Annotated in this window: 18 protein-coding genes; 9 read left to right on the top strand and 9 right to left on the bottom strand. The window is 66.2% G+C overall.

Translation table 11 applies throughout. From position 1 onward, the window contains the following. Window positions 1-114 precede the first annotated feature (114 nt). Complete coding sequence (locus QZ546_RS01190) at window positions 115-846, top strand: Crp/Fnr family transcriptional regulator (RefSeq protein ID WP_294233363.1); 732 nt, start codon at window positions 115-117, stop codon at window positions 844-846. Between the two features lie 58 nt (window positions 847-904). Here QZ546_RS01190 and QZ546_RS01185 read toward each other — a convergent pair whose 3' ends face one another. From QZ546_RS01185 to QZ546_RS01175, 3 genes are all read right to left on the bottom strand, one after another. After that, window positions 905-1,402 (bottom strand): DNA starvation/stationary phase protection protein, encoded by a 498-nt coding sequence (locus QZ546_RS01185; RefSeq protein ID WP_294233360.1) that lies wholly within the window; start codon window positions 1,400-1,402, stop codon window positions 905-907. Window positions 1,403-1,506: 104 nt separating this feature from the next. Then, entirely contained in the window at window positions 1,507-2,076 is a 570-nt protein-coding gene (locus tag QZ546_RS01180; RefSeq protein WP_294233357.1) for a hypothetical protein, read from the bottom strand. Next, window positions 2,076-2,426 carry a hypothetical protein gene (locus QZ546_RS01175; protein WP_294233352.1) on the bottom strand — a complete coding sequence of 117 codons (351 nt, stop codon included), beginning with the start codon at window positions 2,424-2,426 and terminating at the stop codon, window positions 2,076-2,078. The genes QZ546_RS01180 and QZ546_RS01175 overlap by 1 nt, the downstream gene beginning before the upstream one ends. 194 nt (window positions 2,427-2,620) lie before the next feature. Here QZ546_RS01175 and rpmG point away from each other — a divergent pair, with 194 nt between their 5' ends. Beyond that, window positions 2,621-2,788: a 50S ribosomal protein L33 gene (gene rpmG / locus QZ546_RS01170; RefSeq protein WP_294233349.1), complete on the top strand. Its 168-nt coding sequence runs from the start codon at window positions 2,621-2,623 to the stop codon at window positions 2,786-2,788. 234 nt (window positions 2,789-3,022) lie between these two features. Here rpmG and QZ546_RS01165 read toward each other — a convergent pair whose 3' ends face one another. Then, a complete protein-coding gene (locus QZ546_RS01165; RefSeq protein WP_294233346.1) occupies window positions 3,023-3,913 on the bottom strand; it encodes a LysR substrate-binding domain-containing protein in 891 nt (296 codons plus the stop codon). A gap of 261 nt (window positions 3,914-4,174) precedes the next feature. On the opposite strand from QZ546_RS01165, the gene QZ546_RS01160 reads away from it, so the two are divergent. Both QZ546_RS01160 and QZ546_RS01155 read left to right on the top strand, forming a co-directional pair. Then, window positions 4,175-6,466, top strand: coding sequence for a CDC48 family AAA ATPase (locus tag QZ546_RS01160; RefSeq protein ID WP_294233343.1), 2,292 nt, complete (start codon window positions 4,175-4,177; stop codon window positions 6,464-6,466). A 515-nt stretch (window positions 6,467-6,981) separates the two neighbouring features. Next, on the top strand, window positions 6,982-7,596 hold the full coding sequence (locus tag QZ546_RS01155; protein WP_294233341.1) for a methyltransferase domain-containing protein: 615 nt from the start codon (window positions 6,982-6,984) through the stop codon (window positions 7,594-7,596). 135 nt (window positions 7,597-7,731) lie between these two features. On the opposite strand, the gene QZ546_RS01150 is transcribed toward QZ546_RS01155, so the two are convergent. Continuing rightward, on the bottom strand, window positions 7,732-8,919 hold the full coding sequence (locus QZ546_RS01150; protein WP_294233723.1) for a phosphatidylserine/phosphatidylglycerophosphate/cardiolipin synthase family protein: 1,188 nt from the start codon (window positions 8,917-8,919) through the stop codon (window positions 7,732-7,734). 148 nt (window positions 8,920-9,067) lie between these two features. Here QZ546_RS01150 and rpoZ point away from each other — a divergent pair, with 148 nt between their 5' ends. Beyond that, window positions 9,068-9,412 (top strand): DNA-directed RNA polymerase subunit omega, encoded by a 345-nt coding sequence (gene rpoZ, locus QZ546_RS01145; protein ID WP_042486773.1) that lies wholly within the window; start codon window positions 9,068-9,070, stop codon window positions 9,410-9,412. A 78-nt stretch (window positions 9,413-9,490) separates the two neighbouring features. Here rpoZ and QZ546_RS01140 read toward each other — a convergent pair whose 3' ends face one another. After that, window positions 9,491-9,805 (bottom strand): hypothetical protein, encoded by a 315-nt coding sequence (locus QZ546_RS01140; protein WP_294233334.1) that lies wholly within the window; start codon window positions 9,803-9,805, stop codon window positions 9,491-9,493. Window positions 9,806-9,863: 58 nt separating this feature from the next. Continuing rightward, window positions 9,864-10,481: a hypothetical protein gene (locus QZ546_RS01135; protein ID WP_294233331.1), complete on the bottom strand. Its 618-nt coding sequence runs from the start codon at window positions 10,479-10,481 to the stop codon at window positions 9,864-9,866. A 33-nt stretch (window positions 10,482-10,514) separates the two neighbouring features. On the opposite strand from QZ546_RS01135, the gene QZ546_RS01130 reads away from it, so the two are divergent. Together QZ546_RS01130 and QZ546_RS01125 are read left to right on the top strand one after the other, a co-directional pair. Then, the gene (locus QZ546_RS01130) at window positions 10,515-11,543 is read left to right on the top strand and encodes a hypothetical protein (RefSeq protein WP_294233328.1); all 1,029 of its coding nucleotides are present in this window, start codon (window positions 10,515-10,517) and stop codon (window positions 11,541-11,543) included. Between the two features lie 103 nt (window positions 11,544-11,646). After that, window positions 11,647-11,817, top strand: coding sequence for a hypothetical protein (locus QZ546_RS01125; RefSeq protein ID WP_294233325.1), 171 nt, complete (start codon window positions 11,647-11,649; stop codon window positions 11,815-11,817). A 196-nt stretch (window positions 11,818-12,013) separates the two neighbouring features. Here the strand turns inward: QZ546_RS01125 and QZ546_RS01120 are convergent, their stop codons facing one another. Further along, window positions 12,014-13,411 carry a M20/M25/M40 family metallo-hydrolase gene (locus tag QZ546_RS01120; protein ID WP_294233322.1) on the bottom strand — a complete coding sequence of 466 codons (1,398 nt, stop codon included), beginning with the start codon at window positions 13,409-13,411 and terminating at the stop codon, window positions 12,014-12,016. A gap of 146 nt (window positions 13,412-13,557) precedes the next feature. Here QZ546_RS01120 and QZ546_RS01115 point away from each other — a divergent pair, with 146 nt between their 5' ends. Continuing rightward, window positions 13,558-14,211, top strand: coding sequence for a queuosine precursor transporter (locus QZ546_RS01115; RefSeq protein ID WP_294233319.1), 654 nt, complete (start codon window positions 13,558-13,560; stop codon window positions 14,209-14,211). Window positions 14,212-14,274: 63 nt separating this feature from the next. Next, complete coding sequence (gene argB / locus QZ546_RS01110; protein WP_294233317.1) at window positions 14,275-15,174, top strand: acetylglutamate kinase; 900 nt, start codon at window positions 14,275-14,277, stop codon at window positions 15,172-15,174. Window positions 15,175-15,234: 60 nt separating this feature from the next. On the opposite strand, the gene QZ546_RS01105 is transcribed toward argB, so the two are convergent. Continuing rightward, window positions 15,235-15,396 carry a DUF1674 domain-containing protein gene (locus QZ546_RS01105; protein WP_294233314.1) on the bottom strand — a complete coding sequence of 54 codons (162 nt, stop codon included), beginning with the start codon at window positions 15,394-15,396 and terminating at the stop codon, window positions 15,235-15,237. Between the last annotated feature and the right edge of the window lie 149 nt (window positions 15,397-15,545).

Genomic DNA, 15,545 nt, shown 5'->3' with positions numbered 1-15,545 from the left:
ATAGAATGCCGCCACTCCCCCATTCTTATCGGCATCATTTCCGACAGCGTGACACAAGGCCGCTCTTGCGCCAGGTCATTGGCGGACGGGACGATGTCATGGAAGAAAGGTACCATGACCTATCCGATCCATCGCTTTCGCGCCTTTTGCAATCTGACCCCCGCCGAGGAAAACATCCTGGAGACCCTGGGCGATGCCGCGATCGTCCGGCGACGTGGCGAGACGTTTCAGCGCGAGGGGGACGTGCTGGGCGGCTTTCACCTGCACATGCGGGGCTGGATCAGCTCCTCGATCGTTTTGCGCAGCGGCAACCGGCTGGTCCAGAAGGTGCACCTGCCCGGCGACATATTGGGCACGCCCAGCATGGTGTTGCCGCGCGCCGCCGATACGCTGACCGCGATTACCGAGGCGGTGACGGCGTTCGTGCCTTATGAACGTTTCGGTCAACTCTTTACCAGCGCGCCGCGCCTGGCCGCGCTGTTCACCGTGGCGGTGCAGATGGAGCGGCTGGTGCTGATGGACTCGCTGGCCGTTACCGGCAATGCCTCGGCACGCGAGCAACTGGCGCGGTTCCTCGTCGACCTTTACGCGCGGCTCAGCCCGATCGGCATGGTGCAGGGCGACAGCTTTCACATACCGCTGACCCAGGAGGTCATGGGTGACCTGCTCGGCTTGACCGCGGTGCATGTGAACCGGACGATCCGGGGCATGGAGGCCGACCGCCTGATCGCGCGCGAGTCGCACCGCATCCATCTGCTGAACCTGCCCGCGCTGCGCGACATCTCGCCGTTGCCGCCCCGCAAGCCACAGTTCGAACCCGCCTGGCTGCCCCCCGCATTGGCGTGACGCACAAAAAGGCCCCGGCGTCGACCGGGGCCTTTTCGTATCGGCTCTGGCGGGCGACTCAGCCCTTGCGGCCAGCCTCGAACAGGAACCAGGCGCGTTCCTCGGCCTGGTCGGTCCATTCGTCGACGATGCCGCTGGTGGCATTGTCCTTGGCCTCTTCGGCGGCGTCCTTGACCGCGCGGAAGCGCTCGACCAGCTTCAGATTGTCGTCGCGCAGTTCCACCAGCATGTCGGCGGCGGACACGAACTCGCGGTCATTGTCGGCGATGGTCTGGCGGCGCGCGATGTCGCCGATCGAACGCAGCGTCAGGTTGCCGGTCTTGCGCACCCGCTCGGCAATGGCGTCGGTCACGCCCAGGATCTGGGTCGCCTGATCGTCGAGCATCAGGTGATAGTCGCGGAAATGCGGGCCCGAGACGTGCCAGTGGAAATTCTTGGTCTTCAGGTACAGCGCATAGCAATCGGCGAGCGCGCCGTTCAGCGCATCGGCAACGCTGGCGGTCGCGTTACGGTTCAGGTCGGTCGGCGTATCGAGCGCCGGGTTGATATCGGACATGGACAGGCTCCCGCTATCTGGAATGGGATCGTTGCGTAAACGATCCGATGCCCCAATGGCTCCCACAGGTCCATGTACAAACCCCGCATTGTCTGATCGCCCCCCTAGATCAGACCTTTTGTCGCCAGGGCGATGACGATAGCCGCCAGGATCATGCCCGTGCCGATGACGATCCGGATCGCGCGCCACGGGATACGCCGCCATTCCCGCTCCCCCAGCAGCAGGGGCGGCAGCAACGCGCCGAGCAGGCCAAGCATCGCGCCGGGCCACGCCGCCCAGGGCAAGGGCGAGCGCGCGGCGGCGGCGGCCACCAGCATCAATCCCGATTCGCCCAGCAGGATCGCCCCGCCGCCCAGCAGGGCGGTGCCGAACGCCCCCAGCCGGGGCCAGCCGAATGGCGATCCGGGCCGGGGCAGCCGGGTGGTCAGCCCGATGCCGACCAGCGCCAGCGCGATCGCCAGGATCAGCGTACGTATCTCGGGCGTGACCTGCGGTGCCAGTTCGACGCCGATCCCGACCGCCACCGCCGCCAGCACGGCTTCGGCCAGCAATACGCCGACCAACACCGGAGCGATCCGGCCGGTCCGCTCCGCCAGCTGCGTGGCAAAGCCGCTCAGCCGCCCGCCCACCTGCGCGAACAGCGTGACGACCAGGACGATCATCAGCGCATCCATCAGCGCGCCAGTCGTTCCGAACAGGCTTCGGCGAAATGGTTCGTGGTCTCGAAATCCTGTCGCTCGCTCGCCACCGCTTCGGTCAGCATCGCCAGCCAGCCATGAAAGGAGCCCATGCCCTTCATCAGGGCGCGATCCATGAAATGGGTGACGGTGACGGCGGAGGCCAGCCCATGGGCATGGGCGATTCGGCGAATCGTCTCCACCCCGCGCAGCAGGTCGGCGGCGGGTGTATAGGGGGCGCGTACGTCGAGCGCGGCGATGCGGACGCATAGCTGGTCGCGGACGTCGCCCAGCGGGGCGGGGAAGGGGGCCGGAGGGCAGGCACCGGCCGATTCGGCTATCTCCATCAGGCGGTTTTCCTCCCTGGCTGCGCCCCCGATCCGGGGGGGATGCGGGTGACACCATAGGGCCGTGCATGTAAAGAGGGGCTTAAATCGGGCGAAATGCTTGACTCATGCGGGTCCATGGGCCATGGGCGGCGCTTATATAGCGGCGGCTCCGGCTGCCGCTTTCGCTTTTTCACGCATACAGGAACCAGGTCATGGCCAAGCCGACCACCGTCAAGATCAAGCTCGTCAGCTCGGCTGATACCGGTTACTTCTACGTCACCAAGAAGAACCCGCGCACCAAGACCGAGAAGCTGAGCTTCAACAAGTATGACCCGGTCGTGCGCAAGCATGTCGAGTTCAAGGAAGCCAAGATCAAGTAAGTCACGGGCGGGCGCCGAATCGCGGCGCCCCGTGAACGACTTGAAGGCGTGAAGCCGCCGTCCGACAAGGGCGCGCGGCTTTTTGTCGTTGGCCTGATGTCCTCCAGCCTGCAACAAGCACGCCCCTCCCGCAGGCGGGAGGGGATGGGGGAGGGGAAAGCCGCAAGTGGTGGGCTCGGTGAGACTCTTTTCCCTCCCCCCGACCCCCTCCCGCCTGCGGGAGGGGGAGAAGGATCACGCCGCTTCCGGATACAGTGTCCGAATCAGCCAGTCGTGGAACAGCTTCACCGATTTCTGCTGCAGCGCGCGCGGGCGGCAGACGAACCAGTGGCTGTACGGGCTGTCGACCTCGATATCGAACAGGCGGACCAGGCGCGGGTCGCGGGCATGTTCGAAATGGCTGGCATGCATGAAGGCGACGCCCAGCCCCTGCGCCACCGCTTCCAGCATCAACCCGCCCGAATCGAAGAAGTCGATCGCCTTGGGCTTGATGTCGGTCAGCCCGGCGACCTGGCACCAGGCGGTGAAGGCATCGGGCATTTCGCGGTGCAGCAAGGCGGTCATGCCGTTCAGCTGTTCCGGGCGGAGCAGCGGATTGGGCCCTTCGAGCAGCCGCTTTGCGCCGATGACGAAGACTTTGTTGCGGTCCAGCCGCTTGGCATAAAGCGACGGATCGATGTCGCGGCCCAGCGCGATGACCGCGTCCAGCCCTTCGCCCAGCCGCGCGATGCCGTGTCCGGCGGTGTCGATGTCGAGATGCAGTTCGGGATGCGCGGCGCGGAGCAGCCCCATATGCGGGAACAGCCGCTGCGAGGCATAGAGCGGCAGCACCCCCAGGCGCAGGCGCAGCACCTCCTGCCCGCTGGTCATCGCCTCCACTGCGTCGGACAATTGGTCGAGCAGCGGGGCGATCTGTTCCATCAGCCGCTGGCCATCCTCATTGGGCACCATCGCCTGGTGTCGCCGGGCGAAGAGCGGCTTGCCGACGAATCGCTCCAGCGTCTGCACCCGGCGGCTGAGCGCGGGCGCGGACAGGGCCAGTTCCTCGGCGGCGGCCTTGATGGAGCCGAGGCGGACGACCTGGACAAATGCTTCGATCGCACCGAGCGGGGGGAGCCTGCGCATGTCGCACCTGTACTCATTGACCTATGGGGCAAGGGATTGCATAAAATGCAATCAAAGCCAAGCTTTTCGCACTTGCAACATAATGTTTCGCACCGCAAAAGGAACGGGCCTTTCAGGCATCCTCTCCTAAAAACTTTTACGGGCTGGTCGTTTCGATCGGCCCTTTTTTTTGCCTCTGCTCGGCCGGCCGGTCTTTCGCGGGCCGGAACCCGCCCCCACGTCCCGCGCTTTCGTGTTCAGACACTTTGCCAAGGGACGATCATGGCCGACAGCGACGCGCCGACCCGCAAGATACAGGTGGCGAACAGCCGCCCCGAGGATTCCGGGCGCGGCCTGGCCCATCTGCCGCGCACCCTGATGGCCACGCTGGGCATCACCGAGGGCGATGTGGTGGAGATCGTCGGCAAGCAGGCGACCCCCGCGCGCGCGGTCGCGCCCTATCCCGAGGACGAGGGGCTCGACCTGCTGCGCATCGACGGGTTGCAGCGGGCCAATGCGGGCGTCGGTTCGGGCGATTTCGTCGAGGTGCGCCGCGTCGAATCGAAACCTGCGACGCGTGTCGTCTTCGCGCCCGCGCAACAGAATCTGCGACTCCAGGGCTCGGCCCAGGCGCTGAAGCGCACCTTCTTCAACCGGCCGCTGTGCCAGGGCGACGTGGTGGCGACGGCGGGGCAGCAACGCGTCACCAACATGCCGCCGGGCGTCGCGCAGTTCATGAACGCGCCGGCTTACGCGCTGCAGGAGATCCGCCTCGCGGTCGTCGCGGCCAGCCCCAAGGGCGTGGTGCATATCGACGAGAATACCGAGGTCGAGCTGCGCCCCGAATATGAGGAACCGCGCGAGGCGCGGCGTGCCGACGTCACCTATGACGATATCGGCGGCATGGCCTCGACCATCGACCAGCTGCGCGAGATGGTCGAGCTTCCCTTGCGCTATCCCGAACTGTTCGAGCGGCTGGGCGTCGAGCCGCCCAAGGGCGTGCTGCTCCATGGGCCGCCCGGCACCGGCAAGACGCGCCTCGCCCGCGCGGTCGCCAATGAATCGGATGCGCAATTCTTCCTGATCAACGGCCCCGAGATCATGGGCTCGGCATACGGCGAGTCGGAACAGCGCCTGCGCGACATTTTCGAGGAAGCGACCAAGTCCGCGCCCTCGATCGTGTTCATCGACGAAATCGACTCGATCGCCCCCAAGCGCGACCGGGTGCAGGGTGAGGCGGAGAAGCGGCTCGTCGCGCAACTGCTGACCCTGATGGACGGGCTGGAGGCGCGCGCGAATCTGGTCATCATCGCCGCCACCAACCGGCCCGAGGCGATCGACGAGGCGCTGCGGCGGCCGGGCCGCTTCGACCGCGAGATCGTGGTCGGCGTGCCCGACGAGCGTGGGCGGCGCGAGATCCTGGGCATCCACACGCGCGGTATGCCGCTGGGCGACAAGGTCGATCTGGCCGAGCTGGCGCGCACGACCTTCGGTTTCGTCGGCGCGGACCTGGCGGCGCTGACCCGCGAGGCGGCGATCGAGGCGGTGCGGCGGATCATGCCGCGCCTGAACCTGGAGGAGCGGACGATTCCGGCCGAGGTGCTCGATACCCTGTCGGTGACGCGCGAGGATTTCCTGGAGGCGCTGAAGCGCGTCCAGCCCTCGGCGATGCGCGAGGTGATGGTGCAGGCCCCGACCGTCCGCTGGGACGATGTCGGCGGGCTCGACACCGCGCAGATGAAGTTGAAGGAAGGGGTCGAACTGCCGCTGAAGGACCCGGATGCCTTCCGGCGACTCGGTATTCGCCCGGCCAAGGGATTTCTGCTCTATGGTCCGCCGGGCACCGGCAAGACGCTGCTCGCCAAGGCGGTGGCGCGCGAGGCGCAGGCCAATTTCATCGCCACCAAGTCCAGCGACCTGTTGTCCAAATGGTATGGCGAGAGCGAGCAGCAGATCACCCGTCTGTTCGCCCGTGCGCGGCAGGTAGCGCCCACGGTGATCTTCATCGACGAACTCGATTCGCTGGTCCCCGCGCGCGGCGGTGGCCTGGGCGAGCCACAGGTGACGGAGCGGGTGGTCAACACCATCCTCGCCGAGATGGATGGGCTGGAGGAGTTGCAGTCGGTCGTCGTGATCGGTGCGACCAACCGGCCCAACCTTGTCGATCCCGCGCTGCTGCGGCCTGGTCGGTTCGACGAGCTGATCTATGTCGGCGTGCCGGACAAGGCGGGGCGGCGGCGCATCCTGGGCATCCAGACCGCCAAGATGCCGCTGGCAGCGGATGTGGACCTGGACGACGTGGCGGCGCGGACCGATCGCTTTACCGGTGCCGATCTGGGCGATGTGGTGCGCCGCGCGGGCCTGATCGCGCTGCGGCGTTCGCTGGGCGCGACCCAGGTCGACATGGCGGCCTTTGACGAGGCGCTGACCGAGGCGCGTGCGAGCGTGACGCCCGAGATGGAGCGCGACTACGAACAGATCGCCGCCCGGCTGAAGCAGGAGGCGGCGGCTATCCAGCCGATCGGATTCATCGCGCCGGGAATGCTGACGCCGAGAGGGGATAAGCAGCCGTAGCGGGTCCTCCTTAAAGCCCCTCCTCCGGGACGGGGGAGGGGTTTGGGGTGGGGGTAGCGCCACAGGCGATAGTCTCTGTGAGACTCCAAACCCTCCCCCATCCCCTCCCGCCTGTGGGAGGGGCGTGCCTGGGGAGAGTGTTGGCATAAGCCGCTATCTCTGCTCCCACCTACAACTCCGCCCCACCTCGGCCACTGCGACCTCATAAGCCGAATACCATTCCGCCCGCGCGCGCTCTCGACGGCACAATATCCGGGTTGCCACGCGGCAAGCCGGTCCATCGCCTTCGTCGCTTCGGTATGGCCTTGCGCGCCACCAACCATGGGCTGCGACACGAAAATCACCGCGATCCGTCCTGGACGGACCAGGACTTTCCCCTGTCGATCAAGTCCGCTTTGCGACGGAATGCGTTTACCCGCCGCAACCCAACAGCTTGAAAGTCGTTCGGCACCTGTGCGACGAGGGGATTTCCCTCGCGCGTCCCTTACGCGGGGATCACGAACGACAGGAACTCGATGCCCAGCTCGACCACCGCCGCGCGCAAGTCCCGCACCGACGCCACAGGTTATCCCTCGCCCGGTCAGATGTTTTTTCAGCAATTTCTGAAGCATCCGGTGATGGTGGGCTCGATCATTCCGTCGTCGGGCAAGCTGATCCGCAAGATGCTGGGGCCGGTCGACTGGGCCAACACCAAGCTGTTCGTGGAATATGGCCCCGGCGTCGGCACCTTCTGCCGCCCGGTCCTGGAGCGCATGGCGCCCGACGCGACGCTGATCGCGATCGATACCAATGCCGATTTCTGCGACTATCTGCGCCACACGATTATCGACTCGCGCTTCAAGGCGGTGAACGGATCGGCGGCGGACGTGCAGAAGATCGTGCGCGACCATGGCTTCGACCATGCCGATTACGTCCTGTCGGGCCTGCCCTTCTCGACCCTGCCGCCCGGCGTAGGTCCGGCGATCGCGCGCGGCACGCATGACGTGCTGCGCCCCGGCGGCGCCTTCCTGGTCTATCAGTTCAGTCCCAAGGTGAAGGACTTCCTGGTTCCGCACTGGGACAATATCGACCACGATATGGAATGGTGGAACGTGCCACCGGCCCAGCTCTATTGGGCGTGGAAGGACTGACGCTAAAATATTCCTCCCCTGCAAGGGGAGGTGGCGCGCGAAGCGCGACGGAGGGGTATCCCGCTATCGAGAGGGGGGACACCCCTCCACCAGCTTCGCTGGTCCCCCTCCCCTTACAGGGGAGGAATCTAATCCCTAATCCCCGTCGGGCGACTCGATCCCGAAATTCAGCCCCCGCGATACCGACGGGTCGATCACCGCGATCAGCAGATAGGCCGCGAATTGCCGCAGCCGCTGGAACCAGCCGGTGTTGCGCTTGTACCAGTCCGGCGTAATCGCCTCCGACCGCGCCACTTCTCCATCGACATAGGCGCGGACATGGGCGGCAAAGGCGGCGTCCTCTATCCGCAGCATCAGCTCCAGATTCACGAACAGGCTGCGCATGTCGAAATTGGCCGATCCGACATGCACGACATCGTCGATCGCATATAATTTGGTGTGCAGCTTGGTGAGCTGATACTCATAGATGCGCACACCTTTTCGCAGCAGGCCCGCATAGGTGAAGCGCGCCGCCGCGATCGTCGCGTCATTGTCCGATTTGCCTGCCGTCACGATTCGCACCGCCGCGTCGCGCCGCCCCGCGCGGTCCAGTCGCCGCAACAGCGAGGGACTCGGGGTGAAATAGGCGGCGATCACGTCGATCCGCTGGCCCCGCCGCATATCGTCGCGCACCGTCCGCGCCCAGGGCGACAGCCGCCGCGTCGGCCCGCCGATCAGCCAGCGCAGCCGCCCGTGCGACTCGCTCCAATGCGCCAGCGCCTTGTTCAGGTCGCGCAACCGCCCCTTGGCATCCTGCGTCCAGGCGAACAGTGCATCGAAATAGCCCGCCATCCGCGCCGCCGCCGGCCCTTCGACCAGCAGGCCCAGGTCGCGCCAGCTCTGGTCGGCGGGGGTGCCGAAATAATCGTCCTCGATGTTGAAGCCGCCGATGATGATCCGGGGCGAAGGCCCCTCGGCATCGGCGAGCGCCAGCTTCTGATGGTTGCGCAGCAGATAGCGGCGGCCGAAGCGCGGCTCGAACCGCGACAGCCGCGCGCCCGTCTCGACCAGCGGGCGGAAGAACGCCTCGTCCGCGCCCGCACCGAAACCGTCGACCACCACGGACACCGTGACCCCGCGGGCGCGCGCGGCGATCATCGCATCGCGCACCCGCCGCCCGGTCGTGTCGTCGGCATAGATATAATAGAGGATGCGCAGGCTGCTCCGCGCACCCTCGATCAGCGCCAGCAGGGCCTCCAGCCGGCGCGGCCCGGTGTCGAGCAGGGTCAGCCTGTGGCCATCGACCGGAAAGACGGGCTGTTCGGGTGGGACGGGTGACGAAATGGCGAACTCCTGACCGCCCGGTGATCCTGACGAAAGCGTAACGGGCGACGTGACATATGCGTTGCACGATGCGCGGCTTTTGACTTGTGCGACCATTGCTGTTAGGTGGCCTGCTTTCATCCCAGCATTATTTGCGAAGGACACACGCATGGCGCGCGTCACCGTCGAGGATTGCGTCGACAAGATTCCCAACCGTTTCGATCTGGTGCTGTTCGCGGCGCAGCGGGCTCGTCAGATTTCGGGCGGGGCCGACCTGACCGTCGATCGCGATCGCGACAAAAACCCGGTCGTGGCTCTGCGCGAGATCGCCGAGGAAACGGTTCGCCCGACCCATCTGGAAGAAGCCGTGGTCAACAGCCTGCAGCGTGTCCAGATCGACGACGAGGACGAGGCGGACGATGTCGGCAGCCTGCAGGCCTCGGCCGAGGCGCTGCGCCTGACCGCCGCCGCCCCGCCGCGCAACCAGAATCTGGGTGCCGATTACGACGGCTGATCCGCCGTCGATCCTTCCCAAAGAAAAGGGCCGGTGCGAACCCCTCGCACCGGCCCTTTTCGCGTTCTGGCAACCGCCTCAATAACCGCGCCAATAGTCCCATCGCGCGGCATGGCGTTCGTGTCGGGCGAAATGCACGTCGCGCCGTGCCTCGTGCCGACGGACGGCGGCGGCATGGGCATAGGCATCGGCGGCGCGGTAATCGCCATAATAGGCGGCGGTGTCCGCCGCGCGCTGGTCGCGCCCGGCCTCATAGGCATGGACCTCGGCACCGCGCGCCGCCTGATGCGCGCGATATTCGTCATAGCGCCAGTCCTGTGCGCTCGCGGCCGTCGCACCCAGCATGGCCCCACCGGCCAGCGCGAGCAGCAATCCCGTCTTGAGCATCTTCATCGCAAAGTCCCTCGAGTCGATCGGCTCCCGTACGGGCGAGACATTGCGAGCCCTATGCTTAACGATAGGTGGCGGTGCCGTTCAGCCAATCGGCAGACACCCGGTCGTGCCGCGGATGGTCCGGAACGAAGCCAATGGCCAGGATCAGCGCGCATAGCGCCACCGCGATGATCAGCCCGACGACCAACTGCTGACGGACCGCACGGTCATGCACGTCGTTTGTGGGATAATAGGCTATGCGGGCGGCCATGACGACGACCAAGTCGGGCATCGCGAACGACAGGATCTCGCCGCGCGATGCGGGGTGGTCGAAGATCGGGGTGAAGAACAGGCCCAGATTGACGATGGTCGCCAGCCCCAAACCCACCCATGGCCATGCTTCACCCGAGGAATCCCAGCCCAGCTTGGCGATGAAGACCAGGCAGGCAGCCGCACAAACGACTCGGTAGCTAGTGTCGAACGGGACGCCGAACACATCCTGCATTTCCATGGCCATGGTCACGAACGCGACGATGCCCACCATGATGAGCACCATCAGGCCCAAGCGCCGCCGGACGGAATAAGGCTTATTCGTTTCCCTATCCGAACTCATGCCTTCAGCGTAACGGCGCAGAGCGCACTGGCAAGAGGATCCCGCGGTGGCGCGTGTATTGACATGGTAATACACGCGCGTCATCCTTCCCTCATTCTGAAACGGGGAGACGAGTCCATGTACAGCGAAAGCGACATTGACGGCGCGGTGGCGGCGGGGGCGATTTCGCCCGATGCCGCGGCGGCGCTGCGGCGGCACGTCGCGACATCCCATGCTGCACCGGCCGTCGACGAGGAGCATTTCCGGCTGCTCACCGGGTTCAACGACATCTTCGTGTCGATCGCGATCGCGCTGCTGCTGGCCGCGCTGGGGCAGATCGGGTTCAGCCTCAGCTATGGTTTGGGCGGCGCGTTCGTCGCGGGCGCGGCATGGATGCTCGCCTTCTACTTCACCGCCAAGCGGCGCATGGCGCTGCCCAGCATCCTGCTGCTGCTCGCCTTTGTCGGTGGCGTCGCGGGTGCGCTGATCGGGACGATCGAGACGCTCTGGCCGCATATCGGCGACACGGCGGGTGCGCTGGCGGCGTCGGGCGTCGGACTGGTCTCGGCGGGGGCGGCCTGGCTACACTGGCGCCGGTTCATGGTGCCGATCACCGTCGCGGCGGGGGCGGCGGCGCTGGTCGCGATGGTGATCGGGCTGTTGATGGCGGCGGTGCCGGGCATCAAGCAGGGCGTATGGCCGATGCTGCTGATCTGCGGGATCGGCGTCTTCGCGCTCGCCATGCGCTGGGACATGTCGGATCCGCAGCGTCAGACCCGGCGTGCCGATGTCGCCTTCTGGCTGCACCTCGCCGCCGCACCCATGATCGCGCATCCGATCTTCCAGATGCTGGGCGTGTTCAACGGCGACATCGGTGCGGGCGTCGCGGTGATCGTGCTGGCGCTCTACCTGGTGTTCGCCGGCATCGCGCTGGCGGTGGACCGGCGCGCACTGCTCGTCTCCAGCCTCGTCTATGTGCTCTACGCGCTCTACTCGCTGTTCCGCAGTGCGGGCGCGGTCGAGCTGGGATCGGCCTTCACCGCCTTCGTCATCGGCTCGGCGCTGCTGACCCTGTCGGCCTTCTGGCAGCCGATGCGGCGGACGGTGGTCGGCTGGCTGGCCCAGCCGATGCGGCTTCGCCTGCCGCCGGTGCACCAGCCGGCGTGAGGCGGGGATCGCCGCTCGTCCGACGGGGCGGGCGGCGGTTACGCCCCGTGGCGATTGAGGAACGACGCCCATGCCGATGGTCGAAATATACGGAAAAGACGAGATGCACGCCCTTTTCGAGGGCGATTTTGCGTTTCTGCCGCGACGGGGCGATACGATCTCGAAGGAGCGGGGCGGCTATTTCGACTATTACACCGTCGTGGAAGTCTGGCATCGCGAGGATGGCGAGACGGGCAGGTTCCGTGCCTGTGTTCGTGTGACGGCGGACGATTAAGGCGGCCTCGGAGAGGGGGAGGGCGAGCCTTCGGCTCGCGCGCTCGGCAAGCGAGCGCACACCCCTCACCCAGCTCCGACTAAGGCCTTTGCTTTCGCAAAGACCAAGTCTGCGCAACCCTCTCCCCTCAAAGAGGGGCGAGGGAGGGATAGGCCGACGGAATGTCGATGGGGCCTAAGAGCGGGCCCCACCGCCCTCAATAGGCATAGGCCTTCACCAGATCGTACAGATAGTCCCGCCCGTCATAGAGCGACGTCACCCGGATGCGCTCGTTCAGGCCGTGGATGCCAGACATGTCCTTTTCGATGAAGATACCCGGCGCGCCGTAAACGGGCATGCCGATCGCCTGGAAGAAGATGCCGTCGGTCGCGCCCGTGGACATCATCGGGACCAGCGGCACGCCGGGAAAGTGCTTGGCCGCCAGCGTCTTCATCGGACCGATGATCTTGGGGTCCAGCTTGGGCGGAATCGCGGTCGGGCGGACCGGCTGGTTGGCGGTGACGGTGATCTTGGGGCCCGCCAGCTCCTTCAGCTTGGCAAGCGTTTCCTCGACCGTCTCACCGGGGAAGATGCGGCAGTTGATATTGGCGGTCGCGCGCTGGGGCAGGGCGTTTTCGGCATGGCCCGCCTTCAGGAGTGTCGCGACGCAGCTGGTGCGCAGGGTCGAGTGCAGCGCCTTGTCCTGGCTGACGATCGCGTCCGCCGCCTTGTCGTTCGGATCGGCGAGCAGCCGGGTGATCGCCGCGCCCAGCTGGCCGCCGACCTTTTGCGCGGTGGCGGCGAAGAAGGCGCGAGTGGTGTCGGTCAGGTGGACGGGGAATTCATAACCCTCCACTGCCTTCAGCGCGTCGGCGAGTTCGTAGATCGCGTTTTCCGGCGTCGGCTGCGAGCTGTGGCCGCCCGGATTGGTCGCGAGGAAGGTATAGTTCTGCGCCGCCTTCTCGCCGACCTGCACCGCCAGCAATTCGCGCTTGCCATTTTCGTCCAGCCGTCCGCCGCCGCCTTCGTTCAGGACGAATTCGGCCGCGATCAGGTCGGGCCTGTTCTGGGCCAGCCACTCCGCGCCGTTGAACGCGGCGGTCGTTTCCTCGCCACAGGTCAGCGCCATCTTGATGGTGCGCTTGGGCGGCGTCTTTTTCAGGCGGATCAGCGTGTCGGCCCAGACCGCGCTCATCGCCTTGTCGTCGACGGTGCCGCGGCCATAGAGGAAGCCGTCCTCCTCGATCAGCTTGAACGGATCGCGGGTCCAGTCCTCGCGCTTGGCCTCGACCACGTCGAGATGGCCGAGGAGCAGCATCGGCTTCAGCGCCTTGTCGGTGCCGGGCAGGATCGCGACGATGCCGCCGTCCTTGGGATGCTCGGGGACCGAGAACAGGGTGATGTCGGCGTCCTTATAGCCCGCCGCCTTCAGCCGCTCGGCGATCTGGGCCGAGGCCTGGGTGCAGCTACCCACCGACAGGCTGGTGTTGGTTTCGACCAGCTGCTTGTAGAGATCGAAGAACGCCTTCTGGTCGGGACGGGTCTGCGCCGCCGCCAGACCCGGCAACAGCGCACAGCTCGCCAGCGCTCCGCCGATCCATTTCGACAACCGCATATGTCGTCCCCCTTATAGTTTCTCGGTGGGGAATAGAGCGTGTTGCGAGGGACGGCGCAAGCGACGGAATTTTCCTCCCCTGGAAGGGGAGGAATGGGTTGCGCCTAAACCTTTGCCCCGGACCGTTTTCGCGCTAGCAGTCTGCGATGGACCATCCCGACGTCGTATCCCGCCCCCGTTTGATCTCGCCCTCGCTGTTCGCGCTGTCGATCTTTTACGGCGGCATGGTGTGTATCGCGGGCGTGCTGGGCAACAAGCAGGTGGCGCTGGGGCCGCTGGCGGTGGAGGCGGGCATCTTCGCCTTCCTGCTGCTGGTCGTGACGTCGAGCGCGGTGGCGGAGCTGCACGGGCCGCAGGTCGCCGGGCGGCTGGTGCGCGTGGGCTTCGTGCCGTTACTCGTCTCGCTGGCGCTGTCCTGGGTCGTGTGGATGCTGCCGCCCTCGCCAGAGATGATCCCGGCCAATCGCGATGCCATCCAGCTGGTGCTGGGCTCGACCTGGCGGATCTGGCTGGGCGGGATCATCGCGTACGGCGTGTCGCAGACGCTGAACGTCACCATCTTCGCCGCGCTCAAGGGCAAGGAGGGCGGCAAGCTCCTCTGGTTGCGCGCGGCGGTGGCCAGCATGCTCAGCCAGATCGTCGACACGCTGCTGTTCGTCACCATCGCCTTTTACGGCGAATTCCCGATCGGCCCGCTGATCGTGGGCCAGATGATCGCCAAGGTCACGCTGTCGGCCGTGCTGGTGCCGCCGCTGATCTATGTGTTCGTGGGGATCGGGCGACGTCTCGACCGGGCCTGAAGTCTGGGGCTGGAACCATATTGATGGTTTTCCCCGCCCCTCGCGCGCGATAATAGGGCCGCCATGACCAACCACGATCCCGACGCCGCCCTGCTCGCCAAGGCCGAGACGCTGACCGAGGCGCTGCCCTATCTGCAGCGCTATGCGGGCAAGACCTTCGTGGTGAAATATGGCGGCCACGCCATGGGCGATCCCGAGCGGCAGCGCGACTTCGCCGAGGATATGGTGCTGCTGAAGGCGGTGGGTATCAACCCCGTCGTCGTGCATGGCGGCGGGCCGCAGATCGGCGCGATGCTCAAGCGGCTGGGCGTCGAGTCGCAGTTCGTCAACGGTCTGCGCGTGACCGACCGCGAAACCGCGCAGATCGCCGAGATGGTGCTGGCCGGGTCCATCAACAAGGAAATCGTCAGCTGGATTTCCGCCGCCGGGGGCCGCGCGGTCGGCATCTCCGGCAAGGACGCCGGGCTGGTTATCGCCGAGAAGATCCAGGGGCGCGAGGCCGATCCGCTCAAGGGTATCGAGCGTCATGTCGATCTGGGCTTTGTCGGCGAGCCGGTCTCGGTCGATCCGCGCCTGATCGAAAGCCTGTGCGCCGACGGCATCATCCCGGTCATCGCGCCGGTCGGCATCGGGCTGGACGGGCATACCTATAACATCAACGCGGACACCATGGCGGGCGCGATCGCCGCACGGCTGGGCGCGTCGCGCTTCTTCCTGCTGACCGACGTCGCAGGCGTGCTGGACAAGCAGGGCGAGTTGATGACCGACCTGAATCCGGCGCGGATCGCGGAATTGCGTGCTGACGGGACGATTTCGGGCGGCATGATCCCCAAGCTGGAGACCTGCGTCTCGGCGGTCGAGGCGGGCGTGGATGCGGCGGTGATCCTGGACGGCCGGGTGCCGCACGGGATGCTGCTGGAAATCTTCACCAAGCAGGGTGCGGGGACGTTAGTCCGCCGGTGATGTTGGTCTGAGGTCGGGGCGTTAGCCTCTCCCGGGACACCACTGCGGCAGGGCGGGCGATCAGAAATCGACCGCCACGCCCTTCAACTCCCAATCGCCATATCGCACCGGGTTCTTGCCGAGCGGATCGTCTTGCGGCTCGGGCTTGGCCTCGGGCTGCGGCACCGGCGGGTTTTCGGACAGATAGGCGGGCGGCTTCACATGGTCGGGGCGCTGGCCCATGGGCGGTCCTTTCGACTAAGGGGCGGATAGATCGCAGCCCATGTCGGGGCTGACAGGAGTTTTGCCAAGTGACACGTCCTCCCCAATCCTCGCGCCCCGGCCGCCCCGATCGTCGCGGAGCGCCCAAGGGCGAGGACCGGCGCGGGCGG

Source organism: uncultured Sphingomonas sp., from assembly GCF_913062585.1.
Lineage (GTDB): Bacteria > Pseudomonadota > Alphaproteobacteria > Sphingomonadales > Sphingomonadaceae > Sphingomonas.
The sequence above is the reverse complement of the archived record's forward strand: the minus strand, read 5'-3'. Positions and strand labels throughout refer to the sequence as shown.